17 protein-coding genes are annotated in these 18,659 nt (G+C 39.3%); 8 read left to right on the forward strand and 9 right to left on the reverse strand.

The window, feature by feature from the left end; translation table 11 throughout:
- Positions 1 to 230: 230 nt before the first annotated feature.
- Genes Q2T41_RS07695 through Q2T41_RS07705 form a run of 3 tightly spaced genes read right to left on the reverse strand, consistent with a single transcriptional unit; the run spans position 231 to position 3,300 of the window.
- Positions 231 to 1,382, reverse strand: a complete 1,152-nt coding sequence (locus Q2T41_RS07695; RefSeq protein ID WP_089260860.1) for a glycerate kinase — start codon at positions 1,380 to 1,382, stop codon at positions 231 to 233.
- Positions 1,379 to 2,851 (reverse strand): SLC13 family permease, encoded by a 1,473-nt coding sequence (locus tag Q2T41_RS07700; protein ID WP_304435606.1) that lies wholly within the window; start codon positions 2,849 to 2,851, stop codon positions 1,379 to 1,381. Before Q2T41_RS07700 ends, Q2T41_RS07695 begins: the two co-directional genes overlap by 4 nt.
- A gap of 41 nt (positions 2,852 to 2,892) precedes the next feature.
- On the reverse strand, positions 2,893 to 3,300 hold the full coding sequence (locus Q2T41_RS07705) for a DUF423 domain-containing protein (RefSeq protein WP_144802880.1): 408 nt from the start codon (positions 3,298 to 3,300) through the stop codon (positions 2,893 to 2,895).
- A gap of 81 nt (positions 3,301 to 3,381) precedes the next feature.
- Between Q2T41_RS07705 and Q2T41_RS07710 the strand changes: the two genes are divergently transcribed.
- Both Q2T41_RS07710 and Q2T41_RS07715 read left to right on the forward strand, forming a co-directional pair.
- Positions 3,382 to 4,755, forward strand: coding sequence for a saccharopine dehydrogenase family protein (locus tag Q2T41_RS07710; protein ID WP_304435607.1), 1,374 nt, complete (start codon positions 3,382 to 3,384; stop codon positions 4,753 to 4,755).
- A gap of 63 nt (positions 4,756 to 4,818) precedes the next feature.
- Positions 4,819 to 5,289, forward strand: coding sequence for an Lrp/AsnC ligand binding domain-containing protein (locus tag Q2T41_RS07715; protein WP_304435608.1), 471 nt, complete (start codon positions 4,819 to 4,821; stop codon positions 5,287 to 5,289).
- Here Q2T41_RS07715 and Q2T41_RS07720 read toward each other — a convergent pair.
- The 4 genes from Q2T41_RS07720 to leuS form a co-directional block, all read right to left on the reverse strand.
- Entirely contained in the window at positions 5,286 to 5,786 is a 501-nt protein-coding gene (locus tag Q2T41_RS07720; RefSeq protein WP_304435609.1) for a GNAT family N-acetyltransferase, read from the reverse strand. The two genes, Q2T41_RS07715 and Q2T41_RS07720, sit on opposite strands and share 4 nt — an antisense overlap.
- Positions 5,787 to 5,851: 65 nt before the next feature.
- Complete coding sequence (locus Q2T41_RS07725) at positions 5,852 to 6,547, reverse strand: zinc metallopeptidase (protein WP_304435610.1); 696 nt, start codon at positions 6,545 to 6,547, stop codon at positions 5,852 to 5,854.
- 135 nt (positions 6,548 to 6,682) lie between these two features.
- Positions 6,683 to 7,783 carry an alanine dehydrogenase gene (gene ald, locus Q2T41_RS07730; RefSeq protein ID WP_089260867.1) on the reverse strand — a complete coding sequence of 367 codons (1,101 nt, stop codon included), beginning with the start codon at positions 7,781 to 7,783 and terminating at the stop codon, positions 6,683 to 6,685.
- Between the two features lie 434 nt (positions 7,784 to 8,217).
- The gene (leuS, locus tag Q2T41_RS07735) at positions 8,218 to 11,040 is read right to left on the reverse strand and encodes a leucine--tRNA ligase (protein ID WP_304435611.1); all 2,823 of its coding nucleotides are present in this window, start codon (positions 11,038 to 11,040) and stop codon (positions 8,218 to 8,220) included.
- A gap of 134 nt (positions 11,041 to 11,174) precedes the next feature.
- Here leuS and Q2T41_RS07740 point away from each other — a divergent pair, with 134 nt between their 5' ends.
- The 6 genes from Q2T41_RS07740 to Q2T41_RS07765 all read left to right on the forward strand — a co-directional run bounded on the left by Q2T41_RS07740 (position 11,175) and on the right by Q2T41_RS07765 (position 16,604).
- Complete coding sequence (locus Q2T41_RS07740; RefSeq protein WP_304435612.1) at positions 11,175 to 13,052, forward strand: T9SS type B sorting domain-containing protein; 1,878 nt, start codon at positions 11,175 to 11,177, stop codon at positions 13,050 to 13,052.
- A gap of 66 nt (positions 13,053 to 13,118) precedes the next feature.
- Complete coding sequence (locus Q2T41_RS07745; RefSeq protein ID WP_089260870.1) at positions 13,119 to 13,997, forward strand: cell division protein FtsX; 879 nt, start codon at positions 13,119 to 13,121, stop codon at positions 13,995 to 13,997.
- 9 nt (positions 13,998 to 14,006) lie between these two features.
- Entirely contained in the window at positions 14,007 to 14,270 is a 264-nt protein-coding gene (locus Q2T41_RS07750; protein ID WP_089260871.1) for a DUF3098 domain-containing protein, read from the forward strand.
- On the forward strand, positions 14,271 to 15,068 hold the full coding sequence (locus Q2T41_RS07755; RefSeq protein ID WP_304435613.1) for an undecaprenyl-diphosphate phosphatase: 798 nt from the start codon (positions 14,271 to 14,273) through the stop codon (positions 15,066 to 15,068). It begins immediately after the preceding gene.
- 29 nt (positions 15,069 to 15,097) lie between these two features.
- A complete protein-coding gene (truB, locus tag Q2T41_RS07760; protein ID WP_144802897.1) occupies positions 15,098 to 15,811 on the forward strand; it encodes a tRNA pseudouridine(55) synthase TruB in 714 nt (237 codons plus the stop codon).
- Positions 15,812 to 15,875: 64 nt separating this feature from the next.
- Complete coding sequence (locus Q2T41_RS07765; protein ID WP_304435614.1) at positions 15,876 to 16,604, forward strand: hypothetical protein; 729 nt, start codon at positions 15,876 to 15,878, stop codon at positions 16,602 to 16,604.
- Here the strand turns inward: Q2T41_RS07765 and Q2T41_RS07770 are convergent.
- Positions 16,587 to 17,231, reverse strand: a complete 645-nt coding sequence (locus Q2T41_RS07770; protein WP_304435615.1) for a thioredoxin family protein — start codon at positions 17,229 to 17,231, stop codon at positions 16,587 to 16,589. The two genes, Q2T41_RS07765 and Q2T41_RS07770, sit on opposite strands and share 18 nt — an antisense overlap.
- 23 nt (positions 17,232 to 17,254) lie before the next feature.
- On the reverse strand, positions 17,255 to 18,658 hold the full coding sequence (locus Q2T41_RS07775) for a TolC family protein (RefSeq protein WP_304435616.1): 1,404 nt from the start codon (positions 18,656 to 18,658) through the stop codon (positions 17,255 to 17,257).
- Position 18,659 lies beyond the last annotated feature (1 nt).

The following is an 18,659-nucleotide window of genomic DNA, read 5'->3' on the forward strand; positions in this document are numbered from 1 at the left end:
TTAAAGAATTAGTTCACGTAAAACTAAAAAATTTAAACATGAACCCTTGAAATTCAGAGCTTAATTAGCCTTTATACTCGTCGAAATACGAATTCTATGAAAGATTGGAAGAAAAGGAAAAATATTCACAGATTATTTATTCAAAATATTGCATTATATGAATCAAATATTGATTTTGAATAAATAATTAGTGATTTTTATTTAAAATTTTAAGAAATAAGCAATTTTCATCACTTTTTCAAAGGGCTATTTTCCTGCCTTAACAGAAAGAATTCTTTCGCTTTTTGTGATAATAATTCCTTGGCATTTTGCAAATTATACGCAAGATCCTTAGATGGGTTTTGAATTTCAAATACATCATAAATACCATGGTCCATTAATTGGTTTTTGGAAATATCCAACTTACCACAAATTGCTATTACTCTAGTATTGTATTTTTCACCAAGCCTCATTACACCCTGAATTAATTTACCGTTCATTGTCTGATCATCTATTTTACCCTCGCCAGTAACAATAAAATCAAAGGCCTTGGCCGCCAACAACTTTTCTACTCCAGACAGACCAAGGATAAAATCAATACCACTTAAGAAATTTGCGCCAAGAAAGGTTTTTAGACCATATGCAGCTCCACCTGCTGCACCTGATCCTGGCAAATGGGCATTTAAAAGGCCGTATGTTTCCGCCACTACCCGATCCAAATTTTCCAATCCTTGGTCAAGTACTTTTATAATTTCATCCGTAGCCCCCTTTTGGCCTGCATACACATAAGCTGCACCCTTAATGCCAAATAACGGATTGCTGACATCATTGACAGCATAAAAGGATACCTCTTTTAAATCATTACCCACCCAACTGTCATCTATACTTCTAATCTGCTCTAAACTATTGCCAATGGCCGGCAATTTTTTCCCTTTGGCATCCAGGAACACATAACCCAATGCACGGGCAATTCCCATACCCCCATCATTGGTAGCACTGCCCCCTAGACCTATGTATATATTCTTAATTCCTTTTTGAACGGCATCCTTTATCTGTAGCCCGGTACCGTACGTACTGGTCAACATAGGATTTCTTTCTTCGGGCTTTAATAGTTCCATCCCAGAAGCATTGGCCAGCTCAATATATGCAGCATTATCCTTTTTATTGTACAGGTAATGGGAGCGTAATGGTTTTCCTAAGGGGTTTTCAGTGACAACCTCAACGGAAATACAGGGCTTATAACTGGCTACGGCATCCATAAAACCATCGCCACCATCAGATGCCTTTATGAATTTATAGGTAAAATCCACCCCTGCTTTTTGCACTCCATCAATAAAGGCTTTTGAAACTTCTTCACTGGTTAAGGAGCCTTTAAACTTATCTGGTATGAGTAGTAGTTTCATTTAGTAATATTTTTTAGGGGGAAACTATCTATGGAAATGTCCCATAATTCTGGGAGTATAAAATATACGAAAAAGGTTAATATAATGATTGATATGATATTCATAAAAAATCCTTTGCTGACCATATCAGGAATTCTTAAATAACCCGATCCAAAAACTACAGCATTTGGTGGCGTGGCTACCGGTAACATAAAAGCACAGGAAGCTGCTACCGCAGCACCTACCATAAGGATAAATGGATGCACATCTATTGATAAGGCCATTGGTGCCAAAACAGGTAAGAGCATAGCGGTAGTTGCCAAATTTGATGTGATTTCGGTTAAAAAATTTACCGCGGTAATGAGCACCACGATCAATAAAAATATAGGCAATCCTGCCAATGATGTCATTTGGTTGCCAATAAAGACGGCCAGCCCACTTACTTCAAATCCTTTGGCCAAAGCCATACCCCCGCCAAATAATAATATAATACCCCAAGGCATTTTTACCGCCTCCTCCCAATTAATCAATTGGTGCCCCTTCTTTTTGGACGGAATCAGAAATAACAAAATAGCAAAAAATATAGCAATAATTGTATCATCTAAATTTGGCAATATCCGCTGTAACAAAAAAGAGCGGGTTATCCAGCAAAATGCCGTTAATGCAAACACAAAGGCAATAATCTTTTCTTCATAACTGATTTTACCTAAAATGGACAATAAACGTTTTATCTCCTGTTTGCCCCCCGGAAATGATTTTTGCTTAAACGAAAAAGCAAATCTGGTCAAGTATTTCCAGCATATGAACAATAACAATACGGATATTGGCAGCCCAAACATAAACCACTGCATAAATGTTATTTCATACCCGTAGGTATCTAATACAACACCTGCCAATACTAGATTAGGGGGTGTGCCGATCAAGGTTGCCAAACCTCCAATAGAGGCACTATATGCAATGGCCAACATCAATGCCTTGCCAAATATTTGGTTTTCATCCTCTATAGTATCTGGGTTGTCCCTTAATTGCTTTATAATAGCTAGTCCTATGGGCAACATCATTACTGAAGTGGCCGTATTGGAAATCCACATCGATAAAAATGCGGTTGCCACCATAAACCCTAAAATTATCTTACGAACATCTGAACCTATTAAATTAATGATATGGAGGGCAATACGCCTATGCAGGTTCCATTTTTCAATGGCAATGGCAATTACAAAGCCACCCATGTAAAGAAATACATATTTATGACCAAATGACCCGGATGTAGCCGCCAAATCCAATCCACCGGACAGTGGAAACAAGACCAAGGGCAACAATGCGGTGACCGCTATGGGAATTACCTCCGTAATCCACCAAATGGCTATCCATAATGTAGATGCAAGTACGGCGTTCGCTTCTTTAGAAAGTCCTTCCGGATGAAAAAAGGAGATAATTAGTATAAAGGATAGCGGACCTAGAACCAAGCCTAACCATTTAATTTTATGCATACATCTTACATTGTAGATTGAATTTACGGTTTTATCCAATGCTATTCAACGCCATATTGCTTTTTGCCAGTATTTGACCGTAAAATACTATAACCCAATAATCCCCAACCAGCAATTAAGAAAACTCCGCCTATTGGTGTTAAAAAACCAATGGACCTAAAATCATAGTCTACTACATCATTGAGCGACAAAAGGTAAATTGAAAACGAAAACAGCACCACCCCTATTAACGTACTTATATATATTGATTTTTTGAACAGGATATTTTCTGGCAACAAACCCAACACAAATAAGAAAAAAGCATGGTACATTTGATACCGAACACCGGTTTCAAAAGTTGTTACCGCTTCTGTACCTACCAAATTTTTTAAGCCATGGGCACCAAAAGCTCCAAAAACTACCGCCAACAAACCAAATACGCATGCTGTACTTAAAATTGTTTTTTTCATAACTTTATTCTATTGTTTTCTTATAAATGTAACATTTTGATACCTTAGTGAATAAATACCAATCAAAAATACTGAAATCGTATGATGCGCAAAATTCTAGTTATAGGGGCAGGAAAATCCACTTCATTTTTATTGGATTATCTTTTAAAAAAGGCTGATGCAGAACAATTAGAAATAACCATTGGCGATATAAATCCCAGTATCATACCCGCTCAAATTACAGACCATGCCCATTGCACCGTAATAACGCTAGATATTTTTGTAGAAACCGAACGTAAGCTTGCTATTGCCAATGCTGATCTTGTCATATCTATGTTACCGGCACGATTTCATATCAAAGTGGCCCAAGATTGCGTTAAACTTAAAAAACACTTGGTAACCGCCTCATATATTAGTCCGGAACTGTTGGCCCTAAACGAAAGCGTAAAGAAAAATAACTTGGTTTTTATGAACGAGATCGGACTAGACCCCGGCTTGGACCATATGAGCGCAATGCAAGTCATTGACCGTATTCGTGAAAACGGGGGAGAAATCATTCTGTTCGAATCTTTTTGCGGAGGATTGGTAGCTCCCGAAAACGATAATAACCTCTGGAACTATAAGTTTACCTGGAACCCAAGAAATGTGGTACTTGCCGGACAGGGCGGTACGGCTAAATTCATTCAAGAAGGCACCTATAAATATATCCCTTACCATAGACTTTTTAGAAGAACGGAATTTTTTGAAATTGAAGGGTATGGCCGTTTTGAAGGGTATGCCAATAGGGATTCCCTTAATTATAGGGAAGCCTATAAATTACAGGATGCCCTCACTATTTATAGGGGAACCATGCGCCGTGTTGGGTTTTCCAAAGCTTGGAATATGTTTATTGAATTAGGGGTAACGGACGATTCCTACACCATTGAAAATTCCGAAAATATGAGCTATAGGGAATTCATTAACCTATTTCTGCCTTATTCGCCCACAGATTCCGTAGAACTAAAATTAAGACATTATCTGAAACTTGACCAAGATGATATTAGGTGGGACAAACTCTTGGAACTGAATATTTTTGATCATAAAAAAATAATAGGAATACCGAATGCCACACCCGCACAAGCACTGCAAAAAATCCTTGAGGATAGTTGGACCTTAAAAGCAGACGAAAAAGATATGATCGTTATGTACCATAAATTTGGATATAGATTAAATGGTCAAGAAAAACAAATAGATTCCAAACTAGTGGTCACCGGTGAAAACCAAACCTATACCGCAATGGCCAAAACCGTAGGACTACCCGTGGCCATTGCAGCATTAAAGATTTTAAATGGCAATATTACTACCCCAGGAGTGCAAATACCTATTACCAAAGAGGTTTACGAGCCCATTCTGAAAGAGTTGAAAACCTATGGTATCAATTTTAAGGAATACGATGTACCCTACTTGGGCTACAACCCTAATGCCATAGTAAATTGAGCAAATACCAGTATCAATTTAAAAGCAATTAGGTATTTTTATATTTTAATTTGAAACTACTGAATGAAAACACCTACTAGTTTGGCTAAAATTGATGGTATTGACAAGAAAATCCTAAGATTTTTAATGAAAGATGCCAGAAAACCGGTTCTGGAAATTGCGCGAAGCATTGGAATATCTGGAGCTGCCATACACCAGCGCTTACGTAAACTTGAAGCATCTGGCCTATTGGCAGGTTCAAAATTCGTAATCAATCCAAAATCACTTGGATATACCACTATGGCCTATATTGGTATTTATTTGGACAAAGCCATGAGTAATCCTGCGGCCGTAAAGCAATTGGAAAAAATTCCGGAAATACTTGAATGTCACTATACCACGGGCAACTGGTCTATTCTTATAAAAGTGTTATGTAGGGACAATGAACATTTAATGCAGGTATTGAACAAGGAAATTCAGCAAATTGAAGGTGTTTCCAGAACAGAAACCTTTATTTCGCTTGCACAACAAATAGACCGGCAAATATCAATTTAAATGGAGAGCAACAATAGTTCTTCTGAACCAGAACCTAGTTGTATCCTATCTATTTTTGTAAAACCCAATTTACGCAACAATGCCAAGGATCGGGTATTGGTTTCCATACATATGGCTAGAATACGTGAGCTTTGTAATTGATTCTTACCAAATTCCAACATAGCCATTGATGCTTCATAGGCATATCCAAAACCTTCGTAAGCAGGCAAGAAGGCAAAGCCCAAATCTATATTATCTAAATAATCCCTTTTCAAAAGTCCGCAAATACCGATAGGTACACCATTGCCCAAACAAACCTTTAACAATCCAAAGCCATGTTTTTGATATCCTGCCATAAAATTGTTCACAATATAATCTTCCGCTTTTTTTACGGTAGATATCTGCTTGTCTCCTATAAACTGTAGCCAACCTGCACTGTTCAATAGTTCATATATAAACGTGGCATCTTTCAAGCAAATGGGTTCCAAACGCAACCTTTTGGTATTTATCCGATTCATAAAAACCCATTTTAAACAAAAAACCCGTCTTTGAGACGGGTTTTCTTATGATTATTGTTTTCGTATTAATCTCTACCGCCAAATACTTGTAACCCCCAGTAAACCAAAGTAGCCAGTGAACCTATTGCAGCAACCAAATAGGTACGAGCCGCCCATTTTAATGCATCTTCAGAACCTTTGTACTCTTGTGGAGTAACTACGTTTTTATTCTTTAACCAAGCCAAGGCACGGTTACTGGCATCATATTCAACAGGTAAGGTCACAAAACTGAACAACGTTGCCAGTCCCATCATTACCAAACCTGCAATGGCTACCCAGTATCCCAAACCTACACCTGCAGCGGCACCCAATGCCAATCCACCGAATACGACCCACATGGACATGCTTGAGGTTACGCTGACAATTGGCACCAATTTGGAACGCATACCCAACCATTCATAAGCTTGGGCATGTTGTACGGCATGACCCACCTCATGGGCAGAAACTGCCGCAGCGGCTGCATTTCTTTGGTTATACACCCCTTCACTTAAATTTACGGTTTTGTTCTTTGGATTGTAGTGATCCGTTAACATACCAGGGGTTGATACCACCTTAACATCTCTAATGCCGTGATCCGCCAACATTTTCTCTGCAATTTCTGCACCACTCATTCCATTTTGCAAATGCACCTTGGAATAAAACTTAAACTTACTCTTTAACTTACTGCTTACCAACCAGCTTACCAATGCTATGGCTCCGATCAATATATAATATCCCATCATAACGTTTCAATTTTTAAATCAATTAAATATACTAAAGATTCATACTTCAATTAGAATCCAACCATATAAAAGCAAAAACCCCGCCAAAATCCTTTTGATCTTGACGAGGTCTATTTTACTGACAAAATGTACTTGTTATGCTACAATGCCTTCCCAGCCAAAAGCTTCTATTATCTCTTGATATACTACATTACCATCTACTATATTTAAGCCTCTCCTTAAGGAAGCATCCTTATCACACGCTGTCTCCCATCCTAAATTGGCCAATTTTAAGGCATAGGGCAAAGTTACATTGGTCAATGCCATTGTAGAGGTATACGGTACTGCCCCTGGCATATTCGCCACCGAATAATGTACAACATCGTCAATAATATATATAGGATCCTCATGAGTTGTAGGCCTTGTGGTTTCCACACATCCGCCTTGGTCTACGGCCACATCTACGATTACTGTACCCGGTCTCATTTCTTTAAGCATATCCCTGGTTATTAAATTTGGTGCCTTGGCCCCTTTTAATAATACACCCCCTATAATTAGATCATGGGTCTTTATAAGCCTTCTAATATTAAATTCGTTTGAAAATTCGGTTACGACATGTGGTGGCATCACATCATTAACATAGCGCAGACGTTTCATGTTAATATCCAATATAGTAACGTGTGCACCCAAACCTGCTGCCATTTTTGCAGCTTGGATACCTACTACACCTGCACCTAGTACCAACACTTTGCCCGGTGCCACACCTGGTACACCGCCTAACAATACCCCACGGCCCTTTACCGGTTTCTCCAAATATTTGGCACCTTGCTGTATGGCCATTCTTCCCGCTACTTCGGACATTGGCGTTAATAAAGGTAACGTACCTTCTTCATCTTCCACGGTCTCATATGCTATACATACCGCTTTTTGTCTTATCATGGCCTTTGTCAACTCTTCACTTGAAGCAAAATGAAAATATGTAAACAGTATTTGACCCTTTTGTATTAAATCATATTCTTCCTCTATAGGCTCTTTTACCTTAACGATCATTTCACTCATGGCATATACCTGGCCTATAGTATCCAAAATAATAGCACCTGCTTGTTGATAGTCTTGATTAAAGAATCCGCTTCCTTCCCCAGCGCCAGATTGCACATAGACTTTGTGATTGTTCTTTACCAATTCAAAAACACCGGCCGGCGTCATGCCTACCCTGCTTTCATTGTTCTTAATTTCTTTTGGAATACCAACGATCATGATGTTATCATTTTATGTTATGCCACAAAATTGAAACTAATTATACACATATCAAACATAAAATCGATAAAATGTAGGGGTTAAATGTTTAAATAAGTAATTATATTGAATATACCCCCTAAATTTTTAGGGGTAAACTTAATTAAAATGAAATAAATTACACTGCACCCCCTAAATTTTAAAAATTCTGATAAAATGATGATAAGTATAAATGTATTTATTGTAACAAACCACAATCGTTAAACCCTCTAAAATAAACGGCACTTTCATGGAATAACAACACTACGCTTAACGTTATATGGGCCGTCGTTTCGTTTAGCGGAACTATAAAAATTCAAAAACGTCATTACGTGATTAAGAAGCAATCTGCTAAATCCCAGTTGAGGACTTACTGACCACATCTTTTCGCCGTAATGACGTTTTACAAATAAGTATTACCCTACGATATTTACAATCTTACCGGGTACTACAATTACTTTCTTAGGTTCACGACCTTGTAATTGCTGTTGTGTTTTTTCGTTGGCCATGACCGCTGCCTCAATTTCATCTTTGGACAAATCCAAGGAAAGCTCCATGGTAAATTTCATTTTACCATTAAACGAGATAGGATACTCCTTGCTACTTTCCTTTAAGTATTTTTCCTCGAATTTTGGAAAGGGTGCCGTTGCAATGGACTCCGTATGGCCCAATTTACTCCAAAGTTCTTCTGCTATATGGGGAGCATAAGGTGATACCAATATAATCAATGCTTCTAACACTTCCTTATTTGCGCATTTTTGCGCAGACAGTTCATTAACGGCAATCATGAATGTAGATACTGATGTGTTGAAGGAAAAGTTCTCAATATCTTCCTGAACCTTTTTAATAGTTTTATGCAAAGTCTTCAACGCCTCTTTTGAGGGTTCTTCCTGACCATTATCCTGCGAACCATCTATAAACGGCGCATATAACTTCCATAATTTTTTCAAGAAACCATGGGTACCTGTTATCCCTGCAGTATTCCAAGGTTTGGATTGTTCCAAAGGACCCAAGAACATTTCATACAAACGTAGACTGTCTGCCCCATATTCTTCACATATGGCATCGGGGTTTACAACATTAAATTTGGATTTGGACATTTTTTCAACCTCACGACCTACTTTAAATGTTCCATCCTCTTCAGTGATAAATTCCGCATCCGCATATTCCTCTCTCCACTTTTTGAAACCATCAATATCCAATTCATCCGATGCGTTTACCAATGATACATCTGCGTGTATGGGGACTACATTTTTATCAGCTATAAGCCCTTTGGAAATCATAGTTTTACCATTTTCTGCCCTATACACAAAAGCACTTGTCCCCGTAATCATTCCTTGGTTGATCAGCTTTTTCGCGAACTCATCTTTGGGCACCAAACCTTTATCGAACATGAATTTTTGCCAGAAACGGCTATACAACAAATGCCCGGTTGCGTGTTCACTTCCTCCAATATACAAGTCTACATCCTCCCAATAATCAATGGCTTTCTTTGAAAAAATCTCATCACTATTATTTGGGTCCATATACCTATTAAAGTATTGGGAACTACCTGCCCAACCCGGCATGGTATTCAACTCCAACGGAAAAACTGTTTTATGATCAATCTTACTATTTGCAACTACCTTATTCGCTACGGTATCCCACGCCCAAACATCGGCATTGCCCAAAGGCGGCTCTCCGGTTTCGGTGGGCAAGTACTTTTCAACTTCGGGCAACTCAATGGGCAGATGCTCTTTTGCAATCATCTGTGGCATACCATCTACATAATACACCGGGAAAGGTTCCCCCCAATATCTTTGGCGACTAAATACGGCATCGCGAAGCCTATAATTTACCTTGCCTTTTCCTTGACCTAATTTTTCCAATTCAAATATGGCACGCTTTACCGCTTTCTTATAGGGCAAGCCGTTTAAAAAATCAGAATTGGCAATTATGGTTTTATCCTTATCCGCAAATGCTTCTTCAGAAATATCAATTCCTTCAAAAATATTGGGAATTGGCAGGTTAAAATGTTTAGCAAAATCATAATCCCGTTGATCTCCACAAGGTACAGACATTACGGCACCGGTACCATAACCAGCCAATACGTAATCCCCGATCCAGATCGGAATTGGTTCTTTTGTAAATGGATGCTCCGCATAAGCACCCGTAAATGCACCGGATATGGTTTTTACATCGGCCATACGGTCGCGCTCAGAACGTTTTGCCGTAGCTTCTATATATGCCTCCACCTCGTCCTTATACTCTGCTGTTGTAATTTTGCCCACCAATTCATGTTCCGGAGCCAAGGTCATAAAAGAAACTCCGAAAATAGTATCGGGTCTAGTCGTAAACACTTCTATGGTTTCATCGTGCCCATTGACATTGAAAATTGCCGAAGCTCCTTCACTCCTACCGATCCAATTGGTCTGGGAATCCTTTAGAGGCTGTGGCCAATCTATGGTATCCAAACCATCTAACAACCGCTGGGCATAGGCAGAAATACGCATACTCCACTGGGTCATCTTTTTACGAACTACCGGGTGACCGCCACGTTCCGATACTCCGTTTACAATTTCGTCATTTGCCAATACCGTTCCCAATGCCGGACACCAGTTTACCTCGGTATCCGCCAAGTATGTCAACCTATATTTTAATAGTATTTCTTGCTTTTCCACCTCTGAAAAAGCGGTCCAATCTTCCGCTGAAAAAACAGCAATATCATCATCGCATACGGCATTTACATTGGCATTACCTTCTGTCTCCAATATAGCGATCAAGGTATCTATATCTTCTGCCTTATCCGTATCCGTATTATACCAAGAATTAAAGATCTGGATAAAGATCCACTGGGTCCATTTATAATATTCAGGACTGGACGTACGCACCTCCCTGCTCCAATCAAAAGAAAAGCCCAACTGATCTAATTGCCTCCTATAGGTTTTAATGTTCGCCGCCGTAGTTATGGCAGGATGCTGCCCGGTCTGTATGGCATACTGCTCCGCTGGTAACCCAAAAGAATCATACCCTTGTGGGTGCAATACGTTAAAACCTTGGTGCCTTTTATAACGTGCATAAATATCACTGGCTATATACCCCAATGGGTGTCCAACGTGCAAACCTGCACCTGATGGATAAGGGAACATATCCAACACATAGAATTTTTTCTTATCAGAATTGTTCTCCGCCCTAAAGGTTTGGTTTTCTGCCCAATATTTTTGCCACTTGGCCTCAATTTCGTTGAAATTGTATTGCATGATTTTAACTTCTTTGCTGTAAGTCGCAAAAATAGGTGGAATCAACGAGAGTTAAAAAGATATTGGAAATAACAGTGCTCTCATGATTTTCAAACTAGGCTATGGCAGTGATGTAAATTTGGTATCTTAGGATCGTGAAAACAAAATGTCCCAAAATATTTTTTTCCTTCATAACGCTACTTTGCCTTTCTAACACGGTACTCCAAGCACAACTTGGCTTTTGCGGAGGTAGCTCCGGAGACCCAATATTTACTGAGGATTTTGGATCCGGAACCACAGACGGACCGGCGCTTCCTGCAGGTACAACATCCTATAATTTTACCACGGGAACACCCAATGACGGAGATTATACCATATCTAGCACCACCAATTATTTTGATTGGATTTCCGTACAGGACCATACGCCGGGAGACACCAATGGAAAGTCATTCATTGTCAACGCAAGCTTCACCGCCGGGGAGTTCTACCAAAGACAGGTCATGGGTCTATGCGAAAATACCACCTATGAATTTTCATCATGGCTTATCAATTTACAATCTATAGGAAGTTGTGAAGGCAATAGCATACCAGTTAACGTAAGATTTCAGATTTGGGATGAAACGGATACCAATTTATTGGCGCAGGGAGATACCGGAAGTATTACAGCAAATTCCAATACGGAATGGCAACAATATGCCTTGGTTTTTACCACTGAACCCGGACAAACCTCGGTTATTCTTAAGATGAGGAACAATAGCAACGGAGGTTGTGGTAACGACCTGGCCATTGATGATATTGTCTTTAAATCTTGTGGGGACAACGTTACCGTAAGCACCAATTCCGCCGAAGAAAGTTTAACCATATGTGAAGACCAAGGCAGCGTAACAAGTACCATTATTGCCACACCGGATAATTCTATTTTCTCTACCCATGCCTATCAATGGCAACAAAGTAACGATCAACAACTATGGTCGGATATCCCTAATGAAACCAGCAATACGTTGTCAACCCCACCCATAACGGAAACCACGTATTACAGGGTAAAAATTGCGGAAGATCCCATAAATGTCAACAATGACCTTTGCAATATTGTGTCCAATGTATTTGATATTATAGTGCAAACTATACCCAATGCCCCTATTAGTAATGGGAATGTTACTATTTGCCAAGGTGAAACCGGTATTCTTACCGCCACTACCGTTAATAGTTATACCGTGAACTGGTATGACCAGCCTACCGGTGGCTCCTTATTATTGGAGGACTCCATAAATTTTGAAACAGAACTTGCAGGCACCTATTATGCCGAAGCCGTATCAACAACTATAACTTGTTCCTCAACTTCTAGAACGGCCATTTCATTAACCGTAAACCAACCTCCTAATGTACAGGATGAAACCGTTACTTTTTGCGAGGGAACCATGGCCATCTTAACCGCCAATATGGACAATGCCAACTATGAATGGAACACAGGGGCAACTACCCAGGAAATTACAACAGACACCCCAGGGATATATACGGTCCTAATAACTGACAGTAACGGTTGCTCCGCAACCAAAACGATTACCGCAGAACAGATAGACCTGCCTATAATAAGCACTATTAGATCCAACGGACCATCTATTGAAATCAATATAGAAAATGAAGGGGAATTTGAGTACTCCCTAGACGGATTTAATTATCAAAACAGTCCGGTTTTTGAAGCTGCAAATGGGGGAAATTATACCGTATATGTTAGGGATACATTTAACTGCGGAGTGGTTACACAAAATTTCGACCATTTGGTAATCCCCTCTTTTTTTACACCAAATGGAGATAACGTAAACGATGTATTTGAGCTTGAAGGAACAAATGCCTTCCCCAACCTAACCATATCCATTTTTGACCGTTATGGCAAATTATTGAAATTCGCCAATTCCGACGCCGCTTATTGGGATGGGACTTTTCAAGGAAAACAAATGCCATCAGATGATTATTGGTATAAGATCATTGCAAGAAGTAAACAAATTGACGGACACTTTACACTGAAACGTTAACAGGTTGAAAATTTCAAGCTACATTTAACTTTACTTTGCTATTTTTACTGCACTTTTAAGTGCTATATGGCGAACTCTTTTGAAAATTATCAACGACGTAAACTAATCTCATCATACTTTTCCGTAGTGCTAAGTATTGCTTTGGTACTGTTTTTATTAGGTATCCTGGGCCTTTTGGTATTAAATACCAAAAAATTGGCCGATCGCTCAAAGGAACAGATTACTATTTCGGTCTTCCTAAAAGAGAATACCAAGGAGATTGAAGTAGAACAACTTCAAAAAACCTTGGCCATGTCAGAATATACCAAATCGTCTACCTATGTCTCCAAGGAAGAGGCCGCAAAACAACATAGTGAAGATATTGGAGAGGATTTTGTGGACTATCTTGGATACAACCCTCTAAAAAATTCCATTGATGTAAAATTGAAGGCCGATTTTGTTACCGCAGAAAAAGTGGAGGAAATTGCTGCTACGCTTGCGGAAAAAAGTTTTGTGGACGAAGTCAGTTATGACCGTGTTTTGGTCAGTATGGTAGCTAAAAGTGTAGAGCAAATTGGTTTTTGGATCTTGGTAGCCAGTGCCATATTTACTTTTATTGCCGTACTATTGATCAACAGCTCCATAAGATTGTCGATCTATTCCAAAAGGTTCATCATCAAGACCATGCAAATGGTAGGGGCCACAAAGACTTTTATCAGAAGACCTTTTATTTGGCAAAACATTAAACTGGGTATGATCGGCGCTGCGATTGCCTTATTGGCCATTGCCGGAGTCGTCTATTATTTAAATACCAATTTTCAGGATTTTGGGCTTTTTGACGAACCATACATTTTAATCATCCTTTTTGTCAGTGTATTTCTTTTGGGTATCCTTATTTCGTTCATCAGTACGTATTTTGCGACCCAACGTTTCCTAAACCTTAGAACCGACGAATTATATTATTAAATTTGCGCCATGAGTAAAAAGAACAAAGTAGAACAACCGCCTAAACAGGAGTTTATCTTTCAAAAGAAGAATTACACGTTTATGTTCATAGGCATTGCTTGTATCGCATTAGGTTTTATATTAATGAGCGGAGGAGGAAGTGACGACCCCAATGTATTCAATCCGGAAATATATAATTTTAGGAGAATTCGTTTGGCCCCTACTTTAGTGTTGATCGGCCTAGGCATTGAAATCTACGCAATCTTATTGAACCCACACAAAAAGAAAGCATAATTGGATACTTTAGATGCTATACTGCTCGGGATCATTCAAGGATTGACCGAGTTCTTACCCGTATCATCAAGCGGTCATTTGGAATTGGGCAAAGCAATACTTGGTGATAATTCCTTACAGGAAGAGAGTTTATTGTTCACCGTTGTCCTACATTTTGCAACTGCGCTTAGTACCATAGTTGTGTTCAGAAAGGATATTTGGGAAATTATAAGTGGATTGTTTCAATTTAAATGGAACGAAGAAAGTCAGTTTTCCGTAAAGATTATTATTTCCATGATACCGGCCGTCATTGTAGGCCTCTTTTTCGAGGAGCAACTAGAAGCATTTTTTGGCGGCAATATTAGATTTGTCGGCTTAATGTTGATCATAACCGCCGTATTACTTTATTTTGCAGATAAAGCCAAGGATACCCAAAAAAAAGTAAGTTTTGGAAACGCCTTTATTGTAGGCATATCTCAAGCAATTGCTATGCTACCGGGTATTTCAAGAAGTGGCGCTACAATTTCAACGTCCGTTCTATTAGGGGTAGACAAATCCAAAGCAGCAAGATTTTCATTCTTGATGGTAGTACCTCTAATTTTTGGCAAGATTGCCAAAGACCTAATGAGCGGGGATCTTAACTTTACCGGAGAAAACAATGTTGCCATGGGTGCAGGGTTTATCGCCGCCTTTATAGCAGGTTTGGCCGCATGTACCTGGATGATCAAACTGGTACGTAAAAGCAAACTTTCCTATTTTGCCATCTACTGCCTTATCGTAGGATTAATTGCCGTGATTTACGGTTTTACCAACTCATAACACCCACCATAAACAAACCCAAAACCTACATGGAAAATTTAACGAAAGAAGATTTCCTAAACGGTAAGGTGTTATTGATCGATAAGCCTTTGGGATGGTCCTCTTTCCAGGCCGTAAACAAATTAAAATGGGCCATTAGAAAAAAATTCAGTCTTAAGAAATTTAAAATTGGCCATGCCGGTACATTAGATCCATTGGCAACCGGACTTTTAATTATCTGCACAGGTAAATTCACCAAAAAAATTACCGAGTTTCAAGGTCAGGAAAAAGAATATACTGGCATTTTCACCTTAGGTGCTACAACACCTTCCTATGACTTGGAGACCGTTATTGATAACACTTACCCCACAGACCATATTACACCGGCGTTGATTAAGGAGACCACCCACCAATTTATTGGGGAAATAGCGCAAGCACCCCCTGTATTCTCCGCATTAAAAAAGGATGGTAAGCGCCTGTATGAACTGGCAAGGGAGGGTAAGACCGTAGAAATTTCCAAACGTATTGTTACGATTAGGGAATTTGAAATAACCAAAATTGATGACCTTAACGTTCATTTTAGAATTACATGTAGCAAAGGCACTTACATCCGTTCCATAGCCAATGATTTTGGCCTTGCACTAGGTTCAGGGGCACATTTATCTGCCCTAAGGAGAACCAAAATAGGTGATTTTAACGTAGATATAGCCCAAGACCCTATGATATTTGCCAATGTATTATTGGGTACCGAACATGGTTCTTGAACGACTTTTAAGGATTAGGCATACGGGTTTTAAAATATTTTGGTATAATTGAGGTTATATTACCATGAATTTAAACAGACAACAACTATCATTGCTTATTACGTTTCTTAGCATGGCTATAGTGGTCCTGGTATTGTTCAGTATTCATTTAGGAGGCAAGGAAGAAAGGCATGATGACTATGTTGTTGAAATGGTGATGGACGAGGAAATTATTGAAAAATTACTGGAGGAAGAAGAAACCAAGGAAGAGCAGGCCAATATAGATCCAATTAAAAGTCATTTGGCCTATAACGAAACGGCCAAACCTAGTTATGGTAATCCCGAGCCCTTAAAAACATTGGACGAAATTTTACAGGAGCGCAGTGAAATGGAAGAAAGCGCTACAACGGACAATGCAACTGACGATGAAGGTTATGCTGAACGAATAAAGGCTTTGGCCAAAAAAAGGGAAGAAAAACGACAACTTCTTGGTGAAAAGGAAGCCCAAAAAAAGGAATTTACCAATAACCTCGCCGCGCGCAGGACTTCCGTTTCCTATTCATTGCTTAACAGGACCAATTATAGGTTGCCTCCCCCAATCTATACATGTATTGAAGGTGGTAAAGTAGTCATCAATATAGTGGTAAACGAATTGGGCTATGTTACGGATGCGGACTTTAACGAACGTAGTTCCGGCACCTCTAATGGTTGCCTTGTGGAAAATGCAATAGCCTATGCTTTAAAATCCCGTTTCAATTCATCTGATAAGAAATCTCAAAAAGGCTCTATCACCTATTTATTTCAAGGGAAGTAACCTTAATAAATCCTCTAGAATACTCTGCCCTTTATCCTTATTATAAAATAGCTGTTGATCCTGCTTGAACTCGGGCGTAAGCTTGCCATGCGTACTCTTATACTTTTCTACCATTACCGTGGCCTTCATAGATCGTGGCCCCCATGTTGCCACTGGGACACCACTATTTTGATCAATAGCAACTAATTTAGGAATAGACCTTGTTCCATTTGTCAAAAAACGGTCCATAATCGCCAAATTCATATCACGTAAAATTATAGTCAACGAAACTTTAGGATTGATTTCCGTTATCTTATGCATTACCGGCAGTGCGGGGGAAGCATCTCCGCACCAACTTTCCGTCAATACCAACCAAGAAACAGGTTGATCTACAGATTTGATTTTGGCAATATCTTCATCACTGAACCTTAAGGTTTTGTCCCACCTCCTCATTCGGCTATCGTTCAACCGGGTATACTGCACGAAAGCTTCCTTTTGCTCGGGGCCCGTAGTAGCACCCTTTTTCGCTAAGCTGGCCACCAAGGCCCTGTATGCACCATACGTGTACCCGCTAACCAAACTTTTTTCAATTAAATCCTCTACGGCAAGCTCCATATTATCCTTGTTCAATACATTAATCGTAGCCATTAGTAGCCAACACCATCCAATACTTACAAATTTTCCGGATTCACCGCCAAGCTATTGAACAATTTGGCCTTTGCCGTAAAATATTTATTCTCTACTAGATTTTGTTTTAAGACGGCATCAATCAATTTTGTCTCTCTTGAATTAATCAAGAACAATGAACTTTCACCAAAACTGAACTTACGTTCCTCCGCTGCCAAAAGTGCCTGATAACTTGCCACAATATCCTCTATTAAGCTGTTTTGTTTCTCAAAAGATTCCAGTTCATTATAGATAGCCACTATTTTGTTCTGAATTTGTACTTGGGCATTATCAAACTCAAACTGGGCATCCCTTAGTTTCAGTTTTGCCAATTTTAAATCTCCCCGCTCCTTTCTTAGAAACAAGGGAAGTTCAAAATTTAACCCGCCTTTATAATTCTGTGGCTCCAATGAATTTAGATAATTGGGCGTATCCGTAATAAATTTATATTCTACATCTATCCTAGGCAGCAGCTTATTGGTCTTTAATCGTTTATCCACGGTCAACCCGTCTATTTTATAACCTAATGATTTTAACTTGGGATGGTTCTCCAGCACAAAACTGTCCAACGGTTTTCCTAAAATTTCCAATGCCTGATCTATTTCTACATCCAAGGAGAGATCTGGTAAGACATTTTCCTGAAGTTCCATGGGAATATTCTCTCCCATCCAAAGAAAATTTGAGAGTTCCAACCTGGCATTACGTAAAGTAACCTTAGCCTGTTCAAGTTCTAACGCCCTGTTCTGAACGGCAATTTTGGCCTCAACGGTATCTATTGCGGCAATTTCTCCTGCCAATGCACTTTGATTGATGCCTTTTAGCCTAACCTTAGCATTATCCAAAAAATCATTGAACAACAAACTATTTCTATAGGCCTGAAGCCAGTTAAAATAGGCCAAGGAAGCATCATATAAGATTTGATTGACCAAAATATCCCTATCCGCTTTGGATTGTTCCCTAAAGAACTTTGCTTTTTTTAAGGTGGCCATTCTCTCATTGATCCAGGAACCACGGCCCAAGGACAAGGCTACCCCAGCGCTGTACAAACCATCTTCCGGCACATTACGTTCCGCATTAACGTATTCACCTGTATACTGTTCAAAATCTCCCTTGAGCTCTATACCGTACCATGTAGGCACCTTGAAAGTGGCATTTAGCAAATCATAATACTCCGTACCCTTGAACCCCTTCCCTGAATAATCGACCTCAATTTTTGGATCGAACCCACCTCTGGCCTTCATTAAATTGGCCTGCCCAATATCCAAGGCCATATTTGCTTGTCTTGCTATAGGATGGTATTTTTTGACATAGCCTAAATACTCCCTGAAATTTAGCTGTAGGGAATCCACGTTTTGAGCATTTGCAAAACAACCGGCACAAAAACAAATTATAAGGATAGATAATCTCATC

The organism is Maribacter confluentis, from assembly GCF_030505015.1.
GTDB lineage: Bacteria > Bacteroidota > Bacteroidia > Flavobacteriales > Flavobacteriaceae > Maribacter > Maribacter sedimenticola.

Excerpts from the sequence above, each read along its gene's own strand:
- Q2T41_RS07720 (WP_304435609.1), bottom strand. The coding sequence starts at position 5,786 with ATGAATCGGATAAATACCAAAAGGTTGCGTTTGGAACCCATTTGCTTG.
- Q2T41_RS07775 (WP_304435616.1), bottom strand. The coding sequence starts at position 18,658 with ATGAGATTATCTATCCTTATAATTTGTTTTTGTGCCGGTTGTTTTGCA.
- Q2T41_RS07725 (WP_304435610.1), bottom strand. The coding sequence starts at position 6,547 with ATGATGGGATATTATATATTGATCGGAGCCATAGCATTGGTAAGCTGG.
- Q2T41_RS07700 (WP_304435606.1), bottom strand. The coding sequence starts at position 2,851 with ATGCATAAAATTAAATGGTTAGGCTTGGTTCTAGGTCCGCTATCCTTT.
- Q2T41_RS07745 (WP_089260870.1), top strand. The coding sequence starts at position 13,119 with ATGGCGAACTCTTTTGAAAATTATCAACGACGTAAACTAATCTCATCA.
- Q2T41_RS07765 (WP_304435614.1), top strand. The coding sequence starts at position 15,876 with ATGAATTTAAACAGACAACAACTATCATTGCTTATTACGTTTCTTAGC.
- Q2T41_RS07715 (WP_304435608.1), top strand. The coding sequence starts at position 4,819 with ATGAAAACACCTACTAGTTTGGCTAAAATTGATGGTATTGACAAGAAA.
- Q2T41_RS07695 (WP_089260860.1), bottom strand. The coding sequence starts at position 1,382 with ATGAAACTACTACTCATACCAGATAAGTTTAAAGGCTCCTTAACCAGT.
- Q2T41_RS07770 (WP_304435615.1), bottom strand. The coding sequence starts at position 17,231 with ATGGCTACGATTAATGTATTGAACAAGGATAATATGGAGCTTGCCGTA.
- Q2T41_RS07705 (WP_144802880.1), bottom strand. The coding sequence starts at position 3,300 with ATGAAAAAAACAATTTTAAGTACAGCATGCGTATTTGGTTTGTTGGCG.
- Q2T41_RS07750 (WP_089260871.1), top strand. The coding sequence starts at position 14,007 with ATGAGTAAAAAGAACAAAGTAGAACAACCGCCTAAACAGGAGTTTATC.
- Q2T41_RS07710 (WP_304435607.1), top strand. The coding sequence starts at position 3,382 with ATGATGCGCAAAATTCTAGTTATAGGGGCAGGAAAATCCACTTCATTT.
- ald (WP_089260867.1), bottom strand. The coding sequence starts at position 7,783 with ATGATCGTTGGTATTCCAAAAGAAATTAAGAACAATGAAAGCAGGGTA.
- leuS (WP_304435611.1), bottom strand. The coding sequence starts at position 11,040 with ATGCAATACAATTTCAACGAAATTGAGGCCAAGTGGCAAAAATATTGG.
- truB (WP_144802897.1), top strand. The coding sequence starts at position 15,098 with ATGGAAAATTTAACGAAAGAAGATTTCCTAAACGGTAAGGTGTTATTG.